Source organism: Chryseobacterium phosphatilyticum, from assembly GCF_002899825.2.
GTDB lineage: Bacteria > Bacteroidota > Bacteroidia > Flavobacteriales > Weeksellaceae > Chryseobacterium > Chryseobacterium phosphatilyticum.
Genome location: NZ_PPED02000004.1, coordinates 607,519 through 625,990 on the forward strand (window position 1 = coordinate 607,519; position 18,472 = coordinate 625,990).

Annotated in this window: 17 protein-coding genes; 5 read left to right on the forward strand and 12 right to left on the reverse strand. The window is 35.6% G+C overall.

Features of this window, described 5'->3' with window-relative positions; all coding sequences use genetic code 11:
• Positions 1-118: 118 nt before the first annotated feature.
• The 3 genes from C1631_RS18305 to C1631_RS18315 form a co-directional block, all read right to left on the reverse strand.
• Positions 119-1,879, reverse strand: coding sequence for a phage tail-like protein (locus C1631_RS18305; RefSeq protein WP_109713645.1), 1,761 nt, complete (start codon positions 1,877-1,879; stop codon positions 119-121).
• Between the two features lie 289 nt (positions 1,880-2,168).
• A complete protein-coding gene (locus C1631_RS18310; RefSeq protein WP_103246674.1) occupies positions 2,169-2,732 on the reverse strand; it encodes a phage tail-like protein in 564 nt (187 codons plus the stop codon).
• Between the two features lie 191 nt (positions 2,733-2,923).
• Positions 2,924-3,562 (reverse strand): 4'-phosphopantetheinyl transferase family protein, encoded by a 639-nt coding sequence (locus C1631_RS18315; RefSeq protein ID WP_103246675.1) that lies wholly within the window; start codon positions 3,560-3,562, stop codon positions 2,924-2,926.
• A 249-nt stretch (positions 3,563-3,811) separates the two neighbouring features.
• On the opposite strand from C1631_RS18315, the gene C1631_RS18320 reads away from it, so the two are divergent.
• Positions 3,812-4,315 carry a superoxide dismutase family protein gene (locus C1631_RS18320; RefSeq protein WP_103246676.1) on the forward strand — a complete coding sequence of 168 codons (504 nt, stop codon included), beginning with the start codon at positions 3,812-3,814 and terminating at the stop codon, positions 4,313-4,315.
• 54 nt (positions 4,316-4,369) lie between these two features.
• Here C1631_RS18320 and C1631_RS18325 read toward each other — a convergent pair whose 3' ends face one another.
• Entirely contained in the window at positions 4,370-6,499 is a 2,130-nt protein-coding gene (locus tag C1631_RS18325) for a carboxy terminal-processing peptidase (RefSeq protein ID WP_109713647.1), read from the reverse strand.
• 347 nt (positions 6,500-6,846) lie between these two features.
• On the opposite strand from C1631_RS18325, the gene C1631_RS18330 reads away from it, so the two are divergent.
• Complete coding sequence (locus tag C1631_RS18330; protein ID WP_027372130.1) at positions 6,847-7,017, forward strand: lmo0937 family membrane protein; 171 nt, start codon at positions 6,847-6,849, stop codon at positions 7,015-7,017.
• A gap of 259 nt (positions 7,018-7,276) precedes the next feature.
• Complete coding sequence (gene surE, locus C1631_RS18335) at positions 7,277-8,065, forward strand: 5'/3'-nucleotidase SurE (protein ID WP_109713650.1); 789 nt, start codon at positions 7,277-7,279, stop codon at positions 8,063-8,065.
• A 162-nt stretch (positions 8,066-8,227) separates the two neighbouring features.
• Here the strand turns inward: surE and C1631_RS18340 are convergent, their stop codons facing one another.
• From C1631_RS18340 to C1631_RS18350, 3 genes are read right to left on the reverse strand one after another with little or no spacing between them, the layout of a single operon-like run.
• The gene (locus tag C1631_RS18340) at positions 8,228-9,631 is read right to left on the reverse strand and encodes a radical SAM protein (protein ID WP_109713652.1); all 1,404 of its coding nucleotides are present in this window, start codon (positions 9,629-9,631) and stop codon (positions 8,228-8,230) included.
• A 9-nt stretch (positions 9,632-9,640) separates the two neighbouring features.
• Positions 9,641-9,877, reverse strand: coding sequence for a hypothetical protein (locus tag C1631_RS18345; RefSeq protein WP_103246680.1), 237 nt, complete (start codon positions 9,875-9,877; stop codon positions 9,641-9,643).
• 13 nt (positions 9,878-9,890) lie between these two features.
• Positions 9,891-10,628 (reverse strand): prolipoprotein diacylglyceryl transferase, encoded by a 738-nt coding sequence (locus C1631_RS18350; RefSeq protein WP_185144680.1) that lies wholly within the window; start codon positions 10,626-10,628, stop codon positions 9,891-9,893.
• A gap of 61 nt (positions 10,629-10,689) precedes the next feature.
• On the opposite strand from C1631_RS18350, the gene C1631_RS18355 reads away from it, so the two are divergent.
• Entirely contained in the window at positions 10,690-11,730 is a 1,041-nt protein-coding gene (locus tag C1631_RS18355) for a GMP reductase (RefSeq protein WP_103246682.1), read from the forward strand.
• A gap of 47 nt (positions 11,731-11,777) precedes the next feature.
• Here the strand turns inward: C1631_RS18355 and C1631_RS18360 are convergent, their stop codons facing one another.
• The 5 genes from C1631_RS18360 to C1631_RS18380 all read right to left on the reverse strand — a co-directional run bounded on the left by C1631_RS18360 (position 11,778) and on the right by C1631_RS18380 (position 17,700).
• Positions 11,778-13,097: a DUF6056 family protein gene (locus C1631_RS18360; RefSeq protein WP_123966735.1), complete on the reverse strand. Its 1,320-nt coding sequence runs from the start codon at positions 13,095-13,097 to the stop codon at positions 11,778-11,780.
• Between the two features lie 3 nt (positions 13,098-13,100).
• A complete protein-coding gene (gene fabG / locus C1631_RS18365) occupies positions 13,101-13,844 on the reverse strand; it encodes a 3-oxoacyl-[acyl-carrier-protein] reductase (protein WP_103246684.1) in 744 nt (247 codons plus the stop codon).
• 182 nt (positions 13,845-14,026) lie between these two features.
• Complete coding sequence (locus C1631_RS18370) at positions 14,027-15,532, reverse strand: WG repeat-containing protein (protein WP_123966737.1); 1,506 nt, start codon at positions 15,530-15,532, stop codon at positions 14,027-14,029.
• 6 nt (positions 15,533-15,538) lie between these two features.
• Positions 15,539-16,213: a 16S rRNA (cytidine(1402)-2'-O)-methyltransferase gene (gene rsmI / locus C1631_RS18375; protein WP_103246686.1), complete on the reverse strand. Its 675-nt coding sequence runs from the start codon at positions 16,211-16,213 to the stop codon at positions 15,539-15,541.
• Between the two features lie 2 nt (positions 16,214-16,215).
• Positions 16,216-17,700, reverse strand: coding sequence for a DUF8457 domain-containing protein (locus C1631_RS18380; protein WP_103246687.1), 1,485 nt, complete (start codon positions 17,698-17,700; stop codon positions 16,216-16,218).
• Between the two features lie 61 nt (positions 17,701-17,761).
• Between C1631_RS18380 and C1631_RS18385 the strand changes: the two genes are divergently transcribed.
• Positions 17,762-18,349: a thymidine kinase gene (locus tag C1631_RS18385; RefSeq protein WP_103246688.1), complete on the forward strand. Its 588-nt coding sequence runs from the start codon at positions 17,762-17,764 to the stop codon at positions 18,347-18,349.
• Positions 18,350-18,472 lie beyond the last annotated feature (123 nt).

Sequence of the window (18,472 nt, forward strand, 5' to 3'; positions counted from 1 at the left end):
CAGTATGCAATCTTTCTCACAATAACAATGTCATATTTTGTTGTAAATAATCATTCAATAGCTGCCAACAATGTTGGCAGCTATTAAACGATTAAGTTTCATATTTTGTGTCATATTTTTATTCCTTAATACAACGAACGGAACTACCCTGCGATTTGGAAGATCCACTGGTTGTATTGGCTGTTCCAAAGGTTGGAATCTGTAATACATAAGCTGCAGGATTGGCTACAGCATCAGTTGTACTGCTCCAGTAGAATCCTTGTTGTCCAGTATATACAGAGGATAATGTTCCCTGGCCTGCGTCTCGTATTCCAGGGACAGTTAATCCCAGTTTACTCGCTGATGCTCCTGAAGCACCATTGATGACATTAGAGTTCAGATAATTCGATAATTGTGCACGTGTTGGAACTTTAAATCCAACCGGGCAAGGATTATTTGTTGAAGTTGAATTATCCCATAGATTTGAATTCGGATTTACTCTCCAATCTCCTCCTACTGCAATAAACAATGGGTTAGCAGGTACATCACTCTTCGTATTTGTATTCCCGTTCACCGGAGTTCCATTATTCGGTCCTGTCCACGTAATCAGTTCATGAGCATCCGGCCGTCTTCCCCACTGGAATAATGATCCATAAGCACGATAATCTGATGAAGAGGTTGCTTTCTGACCAAGGTTAAAGTTGGGTCCGTTTACATTCGTATAATCTGCTCCTAAATTATGATTTAGCCATACATTATTATCTTCAGCCTGTATAGGAAGATACAGGAAGTTATGATTAAAGTTTCCTTGAACATCCGGTTCATTAAACATTCTGTCCGGAATGGCCGCAATGATCCGAACTTCATATCCTTTCTGAGCTCCTGAATTAGGGAGTAAGAATTTTCCTAGTAATACCCCAAGATAATCATTTCCAATCCCGGCGTTCACATCAAGTTTACGGGCGTTTAAAGTTCCTACTTCAGATTTTAGAGTTGCGGTAATTGATTTAGTAGAAGCATTGTATGACTGTGAGTTCCATGACAGGGTAATATTTCTCGAAATACCATCTTCTGTAAGATTAGCAGGAATGTTAATCGTTTGGCTCCATGCTCCGATAGTACCACTTCCTGTCGCTGTCGCCGGAATATAAACCGTAAGTCCTGAAGTAGGAATGATCCCCTGAAGGTCTACTAATGTTTCATTGATACCGTCGGCAGCAACAGGTCTTGCTGTAGTAGCAGGTCCGGTAGGAATAGTAAACGGAGAATAATCCTGATCATAGACAGAAGCGATAAAATATCGTCCTTCGATTGTTATATTGGTTGGAATAATAGGGGTTCCAGGATTTACAGGGAGTGTGATTGTAGAACATGTGCTTCCGTTCACTGTAATATTAAATACTGCACTTCCTGAGCTGATGGGAAATCCTGTTACAGATAACTGCAATGTTCCGTTTCCTACGGCAAAAGTTCCCGGTGCCAGTGTAGCAGTCAAACCATTAGCCTGAAAAGTCTGTCCAGGATATGCACTTCCGTCTCCTCCCGTGTAAGGGATTGTCAGAGTTCCGGTATATGATTGTCCTTGTGTTGCAGAAGTGGGAGTAAATGAAGCAGAACTACACACTAAAGTGAACGAAGGGTTATCTTTCCAGAAACATTTTGACCAGGCACCGCCTTGAAATGCCTTTACACATTGCTCTGATACATCATAGATCAGCATTCCGTTAATCGGAGCATTAATCGCTCCGGTGTTAGGAACCCTATTTAGTAATAAGCTCTTGTTTGTAGATCCTAGTTCAAGATCGGCACTTGGGTAGGGATTAGCTTTATTAATCCCTACCTGAGCAACAGCAAACGAGCTAATACTAAAATAGATAGATAGAAATAATTTTTTTTTCATGTTGATGTTGTTGTGGTTTATTAAGGTTTATTTATAAAAATTTTTTCTCATTAAGGTTCAATGAAAATGAAAGGGCAGAAAATCCTACGAGCAGGTTTAAAATATGCTAACAGCATGTATACCAAAAAAACAGATATGGATCACCCTCAATCTGGACTACGATAACAGTAATAATTACAAAGATTATGGGCAAAAGTAATACAAAGCCTGCATTTCAAAGGCCACATGAAATTTAGAGATCATACTTTGTTTTTATGATAAAAGCTGGTCACAGGAAATATCTATCACCTTATTTTAACGTCACTGAACACGTGTTTCCGGAGACATTGATATTAAATGTGATATTTCCGGTCTGGTCAGGAGTACCGGTAACCGAATATTCTAAACTTCCATTTCCCAGAGCAAATGTTCCTGCCGGTAAGACAGCATTCAATCCACTGCTCCGGACTGACTGCGCTTCGTAAGTACTTCCATTTCCTCCCGTATAAGGGATCGATAAAGTACCTCTGTAGGTTTTTCCGGAAGTTGGAACAGGAGAAATAGTGGCGGAATTACATGAAAAAGAAACAGGACTTACAGCAGTACGGCTATTAAGACCTTTTCCAAGACATTTAGACCATTTATTGGCTTGATAGGCTTTTACACATTCTTCCGAGATGTCATAAATCATCATCCCATCAATCGCATTGGCAACGGCACTAGTGTTAGGAACTCTGTTTAAAATTAAAGTTTTGTTGGTTGAACCTAGTTCAAGATCAGCACTAGGATAAGGGTTATCTGTCTTAATTCCAACCTGCGCAAAGGAAAATGCACTGATACCGATGGTAAGCAGTAGAAATACTTTTTTTATCATTTGTTAAAATCTTAGTGTTGTGTTCTAAAATAATTTTTTTCTCCGAGTAAAGATATATGTTAATTTTGAATTTGCAAAAAAAAAAAGAAAAAAAATCCAAGTTTACTCACCAAAAAAGGACTTTTAAATAAATTTTAAATAACTGAAATTCATCTACATAAGAGACTAGTAAACGTTAAAATAAAATTAACTCAAACTTTTACAGGAACGAAAAAAGGTACCACATTTTTAATATTTTTATCATCAGAAGCTATGCAACATTGATAATTTTCATCCAAAAAAAGGTCTTTTATGAAAAAATTCTTCTCCATAATCGTACACTCATCATTCAAAATTTCAAAAGTATCTAATGGAATCATCATTCCGTCACCATGAGCTTTTATTACCGCTTCCTTTCTTGTCCAGTAGTTGAAAAAGCTTTTTATCTTATCTTCAGCGTGCTCAATCTGTTCAAATTCCCCCTTTGTCATTTGAAATTGAAAGTCATAGTAATTAATTGTGCGATCTAAAAATTCGATATCTATTCCTATAGGAAATTCTGCAATAGCACATACAACCCGATCCCGGGAATGCGAGATGTTAAAATAAACCGGATTTCCTCGCAAATAAGGTTTTTTATTGGGCGATACGCGAATATCAGGCTCTGATATGTGAAAATATGTTTTGAGTCCATGTTGCAAAAGAATTCTTCCTGACAGCGACAGTTGTGCATCCTGCCATCTTCTGTAGTTAAGAATATGGGATCTAAAGTCTTCAGAAAATGTATCCAGATATTGATCTAAAATCGCCTGATGTCTTTCTTCGTTAATAAGGGTATGCAAAACTATCATATCCGATGATGCTATTTTTGATTAAAGTAAGGTATAATTTTTTGTTTAGCATTACGTTTAAAAATACATTTTTTTTACCATCCACTATGCTATTTGTATGCATTTTAGGTCCATTCAAAAATAGAGGTACCAAACAAAGTGATTTTCAGTTCTTACCTCTGGTTGGTTCAGAAAAAAGATTGAAATCATAAAGCTCTTTGAAAAATCTTTTTTAAATTTATCATAAAATCACTTTAAATCATTTAAAAAATGAAAGTACAAACATTAGCATTACTGGCGGGATGTGCATTTTTAGCCGCATCATGTGGAACCACAAAAACGTACGCCGTAAACGCCAAGAGCGGAACAGAAACAGGGGGAACAGCAAAGTTTACTCAGCAGGGAAACAATGTAATTATGAAACTTGATGTGACGCACCTTACTCCTGGGATCCATGCAGTACATATTCATGAAAAAGGAGACTGTTCTGCTGCAGACGGAACCTCTACAGGCGGTCACTGGAATCCGGGCAAAGATGATCATGGAAAATGGGGTGCGGAACACTTCCATATGGGAGATATAGGAAATTTAGTGGCAGACCAAAGCGGTAATGCAACCCTTATCTTCAAAACAGAGAAATGGTGTCTTGGCTGTACTGATGAATCCAAAAACATTATAGGAAAAGGTCTTATTGTACACGCAGCAGCAGACGATTTCCATACTCAGCCTACCGGAAATGCCGGAGGAAGAGTGGGATGTATAGAAATTAAGTAATCATTTTTTACACAATAAAAAAACCGCTAATTCTTCTTTAGCGGTTTTTTATGTTTATGATTTTGTTCCCATTTCCGAAACAATATTCATTGCTTCCTGCAGATAAAGGTCTTTCTTCAGATTCTTGATCCACATTTCAGATTTTTTCTTGAAAGCTTCATCTTTTTTCTCTCTTTCAACCTCAGCCGGATACATAATAAATTGAAGTCCATTCTCAAATTTAGTTAAGGCTTTGAACTTTTCAATCTGAGATTTCCGGTGTTTCATCAGATCATTGAATTTATTAATATTCAATGTAATATTTTCTTCTTTATCCAATTTCTCTCTCCATTGAGCAGATTCTAATAATAACTGGTAATTGTTATTTTTTGCCATTCTGTCTGCACTTGCTTTTTCAAGAGCCTGAGTATTAAAATAGTTCAGTTTCTGGAATTTTGTTGGGGGTATTTTATCCCAAGCCAATGCATAGTCGTCATATCGCTCTCCCACTTCTGCATAGGTAAAGAAATCTTTCATCTGAATATCAGAAACAATTCCTTTTCTCTGTGTAGATTCTCCGGTAATTCTATAAAATTTTTGAATCGTCAGTTTTAAAGATCCAAAGTCATCTTCCGTATTTAAAAATCTATTTAAGTCTACGAATGTCTGAACTGTTCCCTTTCCGAAAGACTGTGGTGATCCGATAATCATTGCTCTTCCGTTATCTTGCATTACGCCGGCTAAAATTTCAGAAGCTGATGCAGAAAGCTCGTTTTGCATAATCACCAATGGCCCTGTCCAAATAGGAGTTTCATTTTTATTCTTTAAAGTCTGAATTTTCCCGTTTCCGTCTTTTACCTGAACATAAGGACCTGCCTCCATGAAAAGCCCCATAATATCCCCTACTTCTGTTAAAGATCCGCCTCCATTATTTCTAAGGTCCAGAACAATTCCTTCGATGTTCTGAGATTTAAGCTTTATGATTTCATTTTTAATATCATCGGAAGCATTTCTACCTTTAGAATTTTCAAAATCGGCATTAAAGCTTGGAAGATTAATAAAGCCATACTTCTTTCCGTTAGGAGCATTTACCACGATACTTCTTGCAAATGTATCTTCAATAGCTACCTCCTCACGAATCATGGTTACATCTTTAATAGACCCGTCTTTCTTCTGAACAGTTAAGGTAACCGGAGTTCCTTTTTCTCCTCTGATTAATCGTACAGCCTCATCAGAAAGCATTCCTACAACGTTTACGGCGTCATCTTTCGGTTTGGATTTTACTTTTAAGATCTTATCTCCTTCCGAAAGCTGCTTAGATTTCCATGCCGGAGCTCCAATAGTAAGAGCACCTAAATACAGATTCCCTTTTTTCTCCTGAATAATAGCTCCTATACCAATTACTTTTCCGGTAAACTGGGTATCAAAATCCTCTTTATCTTTTGGAGAATAGTAGTTGGTATGTGGGTCGAATACTTCCGTATATGCATTCATATACACCGTAAACCAATCCATTTTCTTTCTCTTTTTGAATCTTGTGAAAGTATCCTTTACAAGGTCTTTTACCTCATCGGTAGCCTTTTTGATCTTCTCGTCCTGAGTAAGAGCTTTAAACTTGATGGTATCCTTTAATTTATATTTCTGAACAGAGTCTTTCTTTACTTTCTGTGCTTCTTCCTTGCTGTTCATCGATTCAATCTCCTGAAGGATATTGTATTTGATAAATTTCTTCCACTCGTTATACTGTTCCTGTTTGTTGGCAGGTACCTTTTTAAGTTTCGGTTCTAACGTAAGAGTTTCATCTTCCTGAAGGTTAATTGGCTTACTGAAAATATCCTGAGTGATTTTATCGATTTCATCTACCCTTTGGTAAAGTCTGTCAATCGTAAGTTTATAAAAAGTAAGATCTCCAAGATTGATATAATCATCCAGTTTGGTTTCATGCTTGCTGAATTCATCCATATCGGATTGCAGGAAGTATCTTTTGGCCGGATCTACCAATTCAAAATAATGCTTGTAAACATCTTTTGAGTAAGCATCATTGATAGGTTTTGGGCTATAATGAAGATAAGAAAGTGTATTTTTTACGCTCACCATTATTGTTTGCATCTTTTCATCGTCATTCTTTGGCGAGTTGAAACAAAACATTAGACTGGTTAATGGAATTAGGAGTAAAAATTTATTCAGTTTGAAATTTTTCCACATAAACTGCCTTTATTTATTAATTTTTTAAAAAAGTAGTATTGTAATAAGTAGCAAGAACTACCAGACTGTTACAAACGATCAAATTTAATACCTTATTTACAAATATCGAATAGTTTTGAACATTTTTATTAAAAGAGACTCATAAATACTAAAACAGAATTCTGATATTCCCCGATTGTCAATGCTTTTATTGAAATATTATGGAAATCATCTGTATTTTTTCTGCATTTGTTAAAATGTCAAATTTTCTTTAACATCTAAAAAACAGATACCACATCAAGCAATTATCTTACAAAAAGGCATAAAATATGCTAATATTTAATCAAATCACTTTAAAATATATTATTATGAGAAGTTTATTATGGTTAGTCGCAGTCATCTGCATCGTCGTATGGCTTTTAGGTATGTTAGGAATTATTCCGGGGATCAGTACTGGCTATTTGGTTCATGTTTTACTGGTTATTGCTATTATTGTTGTTCTTTATAATATTATTACAGGAAGAAAACCCTTAGATTAAGTTTGCACAAAATTGTAGTGATCCGGTACAAAAAATTGCTACTTCAATTTGACTCTATCTGAAAGAGGAAACATATTTTTTTTCGCTCTCCGGTCTGTTTTGTGGGTTAAAGTGCAGCGATCTTCACATCAATTAATAATAAATCTATTGTTTTATAACATGTTATTTTTAACTACATTTGATGTGTTGAAAATTCTTTTTGTTCCATTTTTTGAATGGACAAACTGCACTGTACTTTATTAAAAAATTAAATTAATTTATGGAAAGACCACTTATTCTGGTGACGAATGATGACGGAATCACAGCTCCTGGTATCAGAAATCTTATCAGTTTTATGAATGAAATCGGAGAAGTTATTGTGGTAGCACCAGACTCTCCGCAAAGCGGAAAAGGCCACGCTATTACTATTAACTCTACCCTAAGCTATGAAGAAGTAAATCTGGAAGGTCCTCAAATTGATTTTTCATGTAGCGGAACTCCTGTAGATTGTGTGAAAATTGCTCTTGACAAAATTCTCAAAAGAAGACCGGATATTGTTGTTTCCGGAATTAATCACGGGGCAAACTCTTCCATCAATGTCATCTATTCGGGGACGATGTCTGCTGCTGTGGAAGCAGGTGTGGAAGGAATTCCTGCTATCGGTTTCTCTTTACTGGATTTCAGCTGGGAAGCAGATTTTACTCAAGCCAAAGAATATATTCAGAATATTGTTAGAAGAACTCTTGAAAATCCAATGCCAAAAGGAATTGTTCTGAATGTTAACATTCCAAAACTTCCGGCAGAAGAAATAAAAGGGGTTAAGGTTTGTAAACAAGCTCATGCCAAATGGGAAGAAAGCTTTGACGAAAGAGTAAACCCGCATGGTAAAAAATATTATTGGCTGACAGGATACTTCAACAATATGGATGATTCTGATGATGCTGATGAAACGGCTTTGGCCAACGGATATATTTCTATTGTCCCTGTTAAGTTTGACCTTACGGCTTACGAATACATGAAAACATTAGAAGAAACAATGGCTTTTGATACTGTAAAAGAGACTAAATAAAATTCTGTTGAAGAATAAAAAAGTGTGAAATTACCTTTCACACTTTTTTTATTGTTTACCTCTCACAGACTGAGCAGACTTATCTATATCTGCTCATTTGTATGATAAAAAACAACTCATTATTTTCGCAAATTAAGATGACCGAGCCTTAAGAATACTTCTTTAAAATAGTACCTTATCTTCTTTTCTCAGTTCTTCCAGATAAGTTTTCTTATCATCTCTATAGAATAGATTCATTGTTTCAAAAGGAATTAACTTCAGATCTTTATTGACAATATGAACACAGGATTTTTTTACTGCTCTTACATCAAAATCATGAGCATCCATAAAATTCATAATAATAATTCTAAACAAATTATCATAATCAAGATCAGGAGCACAAACTTCCGGTAAACAGCAAAGTAACTGGTTTACTTTAGGTTTTACTTTATCAACGGAGATTCCTGTACTGAATATATCCAGCAATTGCATATGAAGTCCTTTATCCTGTTCATATACGATGGTATTTCTTGATTCATTATTCAGCAGGTCAGCAGGATTGATGTATCGGGTTAAGGGAATTATTTCTCCCTGAAGCTTTAATATATATCCCATAGCCAAAGCATCCGGATTACACGGAACAGGGATCATATCATCAGAATTCAATAAAGGAAACTGATTGATAATTTCTTGTCTTACCTCAGTCAATGTAATCTTTTCGTGAGCTGAATCTTCCCTGTTTCTTCCTGCAATTTCTACAGGTTGGAACGTGATCCCCCTTACGCATTTCTGCTTCAGGGCAAATTCTATGATTTTCCCAATTTCATCAATATTTTTACCTTTTTGAAGGACAATAACCAGCGTTGTAGAGAGATTAAGTTCGTTGAGCTTTTCCAAAGCTTTCATTCGGACCGCTGTGAGATCTTTTCCCCTGAAATCTTCCAGTACTTCCGGTTTAAAAGAATCAAACTGAAGGTATATTTCAAATTCAGGAGCATAGGTTGCGAGCTGCTCTGCAAATCCCGGATCATTGGCAATTCTGACCCCGTTGGTATTCAGCATCAGATGCTTAATCGGTTTAGACTTTGCAATATCCATAATTTTGAAAAACTCAGGATGAATAGTAGGCTCTCCTCCACTGATCTGAACGACATCCGGTTCGCCTTCATTTTTCACAATGACATCAAACATTGCTTCAATCTCTTCCAGGCTTCTATGACTTCCATAATGTGGAGAAGACATGGCATAACATGTGGGGCAAGTAAGATTACAACGATCTGTTACTTCCACAATAGAAAGACAACTATGCTGCTCATGATCTACACAAAGTCCACAATCATAAGGACAGCCATATTCAACATCAGTTCCGAAATGCAGAGGCATTTCCGAAGCTTTATTATAGTTTCTTATGTTTTTATAGTAGTGAACATCGGAAGCTATTTTTGTTTTAAAAAAGCCATGATCAGGACATCTTTTGGTCATAAAAACAGCTTCATCTTCAATGATTATCTTGGCACCAACTCTTTTAAGACATTCGGGGCAAAGGCTAATGGTATAATCGTAGTAGGTATAATTTCTTACTGGCATGGCAAAGTTTTAAAATCCTCCTCCACAAATATAACCGCTGATCAATCCACAGATCAAAAGGCATATAAGCATCGTTTGGATAAATTGTTTTTTACTGAATTTTCTGTCTCCTTTCCATTCGTAGATGATTTTGGCTACAAAGGCGACAATCAGGGAAATAAAGAGGGCTCCCAGGATAATCATCCCAACGATCATAACGACCACACCTGCCAGGTTGCCTACTTCTAAAATGGTTAAAGTTTTCATTTTGAATATTTTACTATAAATATTTGTTTTTTTTAATACTATAAATGTAGTAAATAATTATACATATACAGACAAGTTGGATGGTTCCAAGATTCCCTGCAATTTCTACCCTTGGTTTAATAAAATCTAAAGAGAATCTGAAGGTAAAATAGCTCAGCATAAATAGTTGAAAAAGAAAACCTGACGGATAGTTTCTTTTATGTTGAATATATTTTAAACCCAACCAAAGGACAATTAAGAAGCCAATCTCATACAAGGCAACCGGATGCCTGAGATACTCATCTCCAAGGTACATTCCAAAGATAGAATCAGTAGGAACGCCGTAGGTCTCCTCATAGATTCCTGTAAGAAAACATCCTATTCTCCCAATAATAATGGCAAACATCAATGGAAAAACAATAAGATCCCCTGTGCTTTCTTTATGATGTACTATTTTTTTTGCCAATTCAACTCCCAGTAAACCAAAGGCAAGCCCGCCGACAATGGTATTGTTTGACCAGAATGTTTTAATATTAAAATTCTCAAATAATGTGTAGGGATTTTCCAGATTCCCAATCAGTTTGGAACCTATCAGCGCACCCGCAGTAGCTCCTATTAACACTGCAGCAGAAGTGTTGAAAGAGAGTTTTTCTCTGGATTTACGTTTCAGATAAAAATAATATCTCATCCCCAAAAACATTCCAACAGCCTCAAAAAGAGGATGTGCGAGGATTGTTTTGCCGAAAATATCAAAAGTTACAGGAAAATCCATTATTTCAAAAATACTCTATTTCATATTATTTACTACCTTTATTCTGACAAATAATTACAAAATGCGTATAGAAAATGACATAAAGCTGGGCTTTAAGGATGTAATGTTCCGCCCGAAACGTTCCACATTAAAATCTCGTTCCGAGGTAGATCTTGACAGAGAATTTACTTTCAAGCATACCAAAAAGAAATGGAATGGCGTTCCGGTTATTGCAGCTAATATGGATACGGTTGGTACTTTTGAAATGGCTGTAGAACTGGCAAAAGATAAAATCATAACCGCGGTCCACAAACACTACACCGTTGAAGAATGGAGCCGGTTTCTTGAGAGTCAACCTGAAAGTATCTATCAATATATTGCTTTAAGTACCGGAACCGGAAAAGCGGATGAAGAAAAGATCAGACAGATCGTTGAAAAGCATCCAAAAATCGAGTTTCTTTGTATTGACGTAGCCAATGGCTATTCTGAGCACTTTGTTGAATTTGTGAAGAATGCAAGGGCTAATTTTCCTGATAAAATTATCATTGCCGGAAATGTGGTAACGGGAGAAATGGTAGAAGAACTTCTTTTGGTAGGTGCAGATATTATCAAAGTCGGTATTGGCCCGGGTTCAGTTTGCACTACCAGAGTAAAAACAGGAGTTGGCTACCCTCAGTTATCTGCTATTATTGAATGCTCTGATGCCGCTCACGGATTAGGAGGACATATTATTGCAGATGGGGGTTGTAAAGTTCCGGGAGATGTTGCCAAAGCTTTCGGTGGTGGAGCAGATTTTGTCATGCTGGGCGGAATGTTTGCCGGCCATGATGAAAGTGGTGGCGAAATGATCGAGGAAAATGGTAAAAAATACCGCCTATTCTATGGAATGAGCTCAAAAACTGCCATGGATAAACATTCCGGAGGGGTTGCAGAATATCGTGCCTCTGAAGGTAAAACAGTAAAGGTAGCTTATAAGGGACCTGTTTCCGACACAGTAAAAGATATTTTGGGAGGTGTGCGTTCCACATGTACCTATGTAGGTGCTTCAAAGCTTAAAGAATTATCCAAGAGAACCACCTTTATCAGGGTTCAGGAACAGGAAAATCAGATTTTTAAAGATTAAAAATAAGAAAGCCTTTGGATAGAATATCTAAAGGCTTTTTTATCATTCTACTCTTTTGTTCTGATATATTTTTTATTGAAATATTTTTGAAGCTGGTCATTCACATAGGTTTCATCTTCGTTCACAGAAGCCATTTCATCAAAATATAAAACACCGGGAACTGCTTTTATTCTGTCAACCACCACAGAGTCCCCGGGAGTCTTCTCAATCAGTTTTATTCTATTATTCACTTGATTTTCGTACCCCTTCAGATCTGTTTCAGTAATCTCTTTTGCAATATTTGTCAGATTATAATCAACATCGAAATTCGAATATTTCTTAGGAAAAACTTTGAATTCAGGAAGAAAAATAACCATCACAGAAACCCACCAGAACTTTTTAATTTCTTCAAACTTAAATACAAAGATCAATGAAAAAGTAATAAAAAAGTAAAAAAGAACACTTTCAAATTGCCTGGCAATGGTATTGGCAATATAACCTGTAAACAACAATGGAAGTAAGGAGACCGCCCAGATTACCACAGCTTTTCTGAATGTTATTTTTTCTCTGATCTCATGAAGCTCTTTCTCAAAAACTTTTATAAATAATGGAATTACTAAAAGTGTTTTAAAAACTATATACATTGTATTTGCTCCAAAAATACCAGCTCTTTTTATCCATTTTACAATTCCTTCTTCTGTTTCTCCCATTCTGCTGAAATTTCCGGGAGCCAGAAAACTTGCAAGTAAGAAAAGACTTCCTACCCCTAGAAAAATCAGATTCTGTTTATTTCGTTTCTGATCATATAGTATCATCAGTAAACCTTGAAGAATCAACGCTAAAATTTCATTAGATCCCATCAAAACTATAATGAGTAATACCGAAAGGTAAAACCATATTTTGCGTCCGGTTTCTTCATTTTTCTTAAAGAAATAAAGCAAAAAACCGGCTAGGATAACGGGAATGAAATATATATTGGAACCTGTAATCCAAAAATAATGTTCAGGAATACTGATCAAAAGAATGGTATAAAAGAAAAAAAAGATAAAAGCTTTTTTTAAAGATTCTCCTAATGAATATTTGAAGTATTCTTTACAATTAAGGGTGGTAACTCCGATAAAGGAAAGGATTAAAAAAACAGGATAAATTTTCGGAAAAATTCCATTTTTATCATAAAAAACAGGATTAAACATATTGATGGAGTATCCGAAATACCTCCCTCCCCAATGCATATATGTTTCTTTAAAACTTCCGAGAAGTCCCAGTTTTCGGGTTGAGTACGACCATATATAATCATCGGTCTGGTATACATTAAACAAATTAATGTAAACCAGACCGATGCATAATATAATCGACAAGAATAATAGTATATTCTGTACTGTCTTCATTTTTTAAGTAAGCATTCCTCCGTCAACGTTTAAGGTCTGCCCTGTAACATATGCAGACATATCACTCCCAAAGAATACACATGCATTGGCAATATCTGCAGGCTGTCCTCCTCTCTTCATAGGAATTTCTTCTCTCCATCCCTGAACGGTTTTTTCGTCTAAAACAGCAGTCATTTCTGTTTCAATGAATCCCGGAGCAATAGCATTACATCTGATATTTCTGGAACCTAATTCCAATGCTACAGATTTTGTAAATCCAATCACACCAGCCTTAGAGGCAGCATAATTTGCCTGTCCAGCATTTCCTTTTACTCCAACTACAGAAGTCATATTGATGATAGATCCTGATCTTGCCTTCATCATTGGCTTAATTACCGCTTTTGTAAGGTTGAAAACTGAATCTAAATTCACTTTGATTACTTTATCCCAGTCATCTTTGGACATTCTCAATAACAGGTTATCTTTTGTAATCCCTGCATTGTTTACCAAAATATCAATCTGCCCGAATTCCGTCATTACTTCTTCTACCAACTTCTGAGCAGCATCATAGTCTGATGCGTCGGACTGATATCCTTTAATTTGGGTTACAGAACTTAAAGCTGCTTCTAATTCTTTAGCTTTTTCTACAGAGCCTGCGTAGGTAAATGCCACTTTTGCTCCTTGTTGAGCAAACATTTCAGCAATACCTTTCCCAATTCCTCTTGTAGCGCCGGTAATTAGTGCTACTTTTCCTTCTAATAATTTCATATGTCTTAACAATTATTTTCTTTATAACTTGTTCAGCTCATGACAGCTGACTGATCCGGTATATATAATTCGTTACCGGAATTAAACGGTGTGCAAAGATATTATAAATTGTTATTCAATACATTTAAATGAATAAAATACCTTCCTTTTTTAAGACTTTTTTATGATTTTTTTTAAATTTATTATAAATTATTTCGAAATCTGGTGAAATAAATGAGATCCCATTTTTTATTTTTCTCCAATCTTAATACTTCTTTCTCCCAAAAAAAGCTATCATAAACAACTTCCTTCAAAGGCTCGTTTTGAAAGTTGATGACCCCATATTTTCCTTCTTTTTTTACGACGATTTCATTTTCTGCATTATCAAATGCTATTATATCATCATATTCGAAGGGAACAATTTCAAAGCCCCTCCCATCCAGAACTCCATAAAGATTAGTCTTATTTTTACAAACAAGAGGTTTTGAATACCTGTTTAAAGGATTAAAATAATCTGTGGTGTGGGCTTTAATATGGCTTACCTGTTTCAATTCGGTCATTGACCTGTTCAATACAGAAAACACATAGTACTGTTCCTGCTTTCTGATAATAAGGTTTTGAGGATAGATCCCCAACACCTGGACACCATCTTCTATTAGATTTTTAAAATCCTTATCCAATAATTTTTCCTCATTCCCATTTTTAAGATAAATAACTTCGCTTCCGGAAACCGTAAAACTCTTTATAAAATCATATTCCTGAGGGACTATGATATTTCCCTTTAAATCGACAATACCCGATTTTTGTGATTTATCGCTATAAACGGTAAAAAGATTATTAAATAAGGCATCGAGATATTTAAAATTAACAGAATAAAGCTGTTGGTCTTTTTTATTGAAAACTGTTGTTTTACTGCCTTTTCTAAGATAAATAAATTCTTTTTTTCCAAAATATTCCGGGGTGATCTCAGTGAAAATTTCTTCAGCAATGGTGTTTCCTGCTGAATCTATCAACCCATATTTTCCGGAAATTTTATTTCTGGTAATCAAATAAGGATACGCATTAATATCTGAAATCTGCTGTGAAAAATTATGAAGAGTTTTTCCGTTTTGATCAATGATCTCACTTTGATTATCCTGATTAAAAATAAGTGCTCTGCCATCTTCAAAACTATAATCATCTTTAAATTCTCTATCACTGATTTGCTTTCCGTTCAGGTCATACAAAAACCACTTTTTATCTTTTAAAACAAAAAATCTGTTTTTTCCGGAAAATCGGATTCTGTCTGAATACGCGATAATTTCCTTTCCACTATAATCGTACACAGCCTCCTTTCCTCCTTTGGAAGAAATAATACGTTCTTTATGCCACCATGGGGTATTAAAATCCTGATGATCCAAAGGAATAAGCTCATTTCCTTTTTCATCAATAATCGCAGATTTTCTATTGCTTCCCACATCATCTGAATAGAGAACAAATCTGTTTTTAAAAACATGAAAAATATTGCCTTTATAAGGAGATTCAAAGGTAACAACACCCAATGAGTCTACAATTCCCTGTTTTTTTGAATTGACATCGTAAGTAGTTCCATACCCATCTGCATAGGAAATAACCTCCTTCCCTGTTTTATCAGACAAAAGAATCTTCATATATTGGTTAGTCTGTGCTGTACAAACCGTAGAGCACATAACCAGAATTAATCTTTTCAATGAAAATTAAATAGCATTATTGACAATAAGAACAATCTCTCCCTTTAAAGTCTTGGTTTTGGAAAATTCAATCAGTTCATTGATTGTTCCGCGTTTCGTTTCTTCAAATTTTTTAGAAATTTCACGGCTTAAACTCGCTTTGGTTTCTTCCCCGAAAAATTCTTTGATTTGCTCTAATGTTGTATTGATTTTATGCGGGCTTTCATAAAGAACAATTGTTTTCTTTTCTTCAGCAAGCTGTTTCAGTTTGGTTTGTCTTCCCTTTTTCTGAGGCAAGAACCCGGCAAATAAAAATTCATTATTCGGAAGTCCTGAAACCACCAAAGCGGGAATCAGCGCTGTTGCTCCGGGAAGACAAATCATTTCAATAGAATGATCTGCACCCGCTTTTGCCAAAAGGTAACCAGGATCTGAAATCCCCGGGGTTCCCGCATCCGTAATAATGGCAATGTTCTGGCCACTTTTAAGGTCTGTAATAACTTTTTCAGTAGCCTGATGCTCATTATGTAAATGATAGGATTTTAAAGGCTTGGAAATCTCGAAATGCTTCAACAGTATTCCGGAAGTTCTCGTGTCTTCACATAAAATATAATCAACTTCTTTAAGGACATTGACTGCCCTGAAAGTCATATCTTCCAGGTTCCCAACCGGTGTAGGAACAAAATATAAGATTCCGCTCAAAATTATAAAAATTTATTTTCCACCAATATCCAAAGTCTCTGTGCATATTCATCCACCTTACTCCATTTTCTATCGTAATAAAGATCACTCAGATATTCTTTTGCTTCTTCCAGCGTTTTAAATTGATTTAGCTGAGCTACTGTATCATTGAGATCAGTCTGGCTTCCCTCAAACAACATTTTTGAGAATGCAATCCTGTCATTAAGATCCAGTTTAAATTCCGGTTTCTGCTTCTCAGCTTCCATCAGATTTGTTGGAATATTTGATTTAAGAATCGTCCCGGAATCTTCCTTTACTATCGGTTTCTGATTTTCCGTTGGTATTTCTCTTTCCAAAGGATCATCATCAAAAAGTGACTGAACTGCTTTCAATCCTTTGATATTGGATAATTTTATTTTTCTCTCCTGATGATATTCGTCTACATTTTCAAAACTTTCATCAGAAGGATGTTTTTCTGTTTCTTCGGGAACCGGCTTGTCAATTTCTACGATTTTTCTTCTGTCATATACTTCTGCCAGGATACTTTCTTCCTTTTTATTTTCTTCAGAATGATCATTTTTAATCTCATTCAAAACATTTTCTACATTGGAAGTATCCGTAGCCAGTTCACCCTGTTCTATTGAGGAAACTGAAGCAACAAATTTCGCTTCATCTTCTTCAATCAGGATTTCATCTTCCAGCATTTCCGTATCAAAAATACTTGGAATAGTCTCTGTAACCCCGTTCTCTTTTACATTGTTTACTGCTGCATAATCAGCTGTATCTTTTTCCTGCTCGGAAATGTTATCTTCATGGTCTATTTCATTCAGTTGGTTATTGAATATCGCTTCTTCTTCTGTCACATCATCATTAAACATATCTTCGTTGATATCTTCATCTGAATCAGGTTGGGCATCAGCAAGAATTTTCTCTTCTTCTACAAAACTGAAAACAATCTCATGGGTTTCAAGAGGCTCATTTTCAATTTCATCCAACTGACTATTAAAAACATCTTCATCTTCTGTTCTTTCGTGAGAAGATGGGTTTTGGTTATTTTCAGGGGTTTTATCTTCCTGATTTTCTTCCACAAAACTCATGACATTTTCGTGGAATTCATTTTCAACAATTTCATTGAGCTGGTTATTGAATATCGCTTCTTCATCGGCTTCATTAATAAAATGATCATTTTCATGCTCATCAATCTCGTTCAGCTCATTATTAAAAATAGCTTCTTCTTCTGTCACTTCATGATGATGTTCATGATGATGATCTGCCTCTCCGGCAACAAAAGAAACAGGAGTATTTTCATGATGTACCTGATGTTCATCTGTGACGAAATATTCAATATTTTTTTCCAGGAGTTTTAAAAAAGAAATCCTGTTAGCAAGCTCATCTACAAGATCTTGCTTGGAAAGTAATTCGTCTACGTTATTTATTTTGTCCAGATTATCAATGATATTCATGGATTCAAAAAAAATCTTTTCCTTTAAATCTTGGATATTCTGCATAATAAGATTCTTATTAAAATTGCTTACTTTTGATGTTAAAAATATACGGCTAATTTAACAAATGTTTTTAGAAAATACAATTAATCATTCCAAACAAAGCGGTTGGATGGAAGTGATCTGCGGCTCTATGTTTTCCGGTAAAACCGAAGAGCTGATCCGAAGATTACGAAGAGCAGAAATGGCGGGACAGAATGTAGAAATTTTTAAACCGAAACTGGATATCCGGTATTCTGAAGAGGATGTTGTTTCTCATAATCAGAATAAAATACGCAGTACAGCAGTAGAAAATCCCAACGAAATTCTTCTGTTAGCCTCCAATTGTGATGTAGTTGCTATTGATGAAGCTCAATTTTTTGACGATAGTATTATTGATGTTGCCAACCAGCTTGCCAATAGTGGAGTAAGAGTGGTTATTGCCGGATTGGATATGGACTTTCTGGGCCGTCCGTTCGGACCAATGCCAAATCTGATGGCCACCGCAGAATATGTAACAAAAGTGCATGCTATTTGTAAGAGAACAGGTAATCTGGCCAATTATTCTATGAGAACTTCGCAGGGAGATAATCTTGTAGAGCTGGGAGAAACAGAAAGTTATGAGGCAGTAAGCCGCCGTGTTTTTATTGACGAGGTCCTTTCGAAAAGGAAGTAGAGCGTTATATGGCAAAAAGCCGGATTAAGACTATAGAATATATACTCAATATTAATGAAAAACGAAAAAGCAATATTGTAGAATTTCAAAAAGGAGACCTCATTTCATTTGATCGGTTCCAAT